2 protein-coding genes are annotated in these 1,497 nt (G+C 54.2%); both read right to left on the reverse strand.

The annotated features are described in order from the left end of the window. The coding region (locus tag ACG74X_RS21315) for a bacteriophage T4 gp5 trimerisation domain-containing protein (protein ID WP_411237327.1) at positions 1-668 on the reverse strand (668 nt) is incomplete at its 3' end. Between the two features lie 252 nt (positions 669-920). Further along, positions 921-1,497 (reverse strand): hypothetical protein (locus ACG74X_RS21320; RefSeq protein ID WP_411237328.1); only part of this gene is annotated, 577 nt, incomplete at its 5' end.

A 1,497-nucleotide genomic window follows, 5' to 3' on the forward strand; every position in this document is an offset into this window, starting at 1 on the left:
ACGGAAACGCGATAGTCGCGTCCGACGTTGACGATCTTTGTCTCGCTTATACGCTCGCTTGCCGATTTATCCACGTCGACGGAAAACGACGCATCAGTATCAAAGCGGATCACACCTGACGCGGACACAGAGTAGCTGCCGCGACCAGCTATATGCGGGGTCATGTCGATCGCATAGGCTGCTGGCCGCAAACCGAAGGGATCGTCCCGTTCCTTGCCATCGATGATGCTTCCCCCTGCGCCGTCTCCCACCGTCATCGCAAAGCTCGTTCCGATATTGACGCTATCCGATTTTTCGACCTCGGTAAGTCGGTACCCACCGATGGACGCGACTGAATTACAAGTGACGCGACTTGTCGCGTGATTGTCTACTTTCACGGTCAGATCGCGGCTGGCCCGGAGAAAAACTTCTTCACGCCCACGCTCATCTTCGAACGTCAGTTCGCCGACCATGCGGAACGTGAAAAACATGCGTCCGTCGTCACGGTCGATTTCGAGACCGAGCGCGACCATGACGTCGATGCCGGGCACTGTGCTTTCCCAAATATGTTCCCGGCCCCATTCGGTGTTGCCGCCCGGCATCGCGAAATTCTGTCCGGTATAGGCGAAGCTTACCTGCGCGCCCTGATCGCCGTCCGGGCGGTAGGGGTCAATGGAGCCGCCGAACAAGGTGTATCTCGGGCCATGTGTCGGGGTCGGCATAGTCTTGGGTGATCAGACCGAAGAGGCTAACACTTGGGTCTGAGTAGAGGTTTTCAGACTTAACCTCTCCTGTTTGCAAGTTTAACCGGACGATTGCAGTTATCCTTGATGTCACTCCTTCGTCATGGCTAAATCCACGACTGTCACCATGAAATCCTAGGCCTGCCACACCAAAGTTGGACAATGGATGAAAAGAACGCACAAGAACTCGCAGTACACTCATCGGCGTTCGTCTCCATCTACAGCATCACAAACCAACGCAAAACGCTGCTCATTGCAGTCATACCGTGTGGTTAGATATCCTTTAGGAAGACTAGACTGCAGCCTACGGCTTTGACTCTCAGTCCAGTTGCCGCCCGGTATTTCGAAATGATGCGTAAGCACAGTAGGAATTTCTTCCCATTCTTCTCCATCTGGATGACGGTCCCCAGCACTTCCCACACCAATTTGTTTGGTTCCTCCGGTCGTACCGGGATATTTCTGCGGGTTGGCTGATGCAAATCTGTAAACGTAAGTCCCGTCGCGTGGATACTGAATACGCACAATGGTAACCTGCGACGAGATCGTCAGCTCGTGGGTTCCGGTCGTAAGCTTGGTAAATTCATCGCCCTCCAGATCAACCGCCTCAGGCTGGATGATCACCACGCCCCCCTCCATGACGATTGGTTCCTCCATGTAGATTGTGAAATCACTTTTCACGTCGTCCTCCGTTCCGGTCCAAGACAGCGCGAAGCCGCCGATACCCACGAGCGCGATCAATGCAACGAATGCCCACCCTTTACGCATCAGTTCAGAT

Origin of the sequence: Marivita sp. S0852 (genome assembly GCF_046591575.1) — a bacterium.
Classification (GTDB): domain Bacteria; phylum Pseudomonadota; class Alphaproteobacteria; order Rhodobacterales; family Rhodobacteraceae; genus Marivita.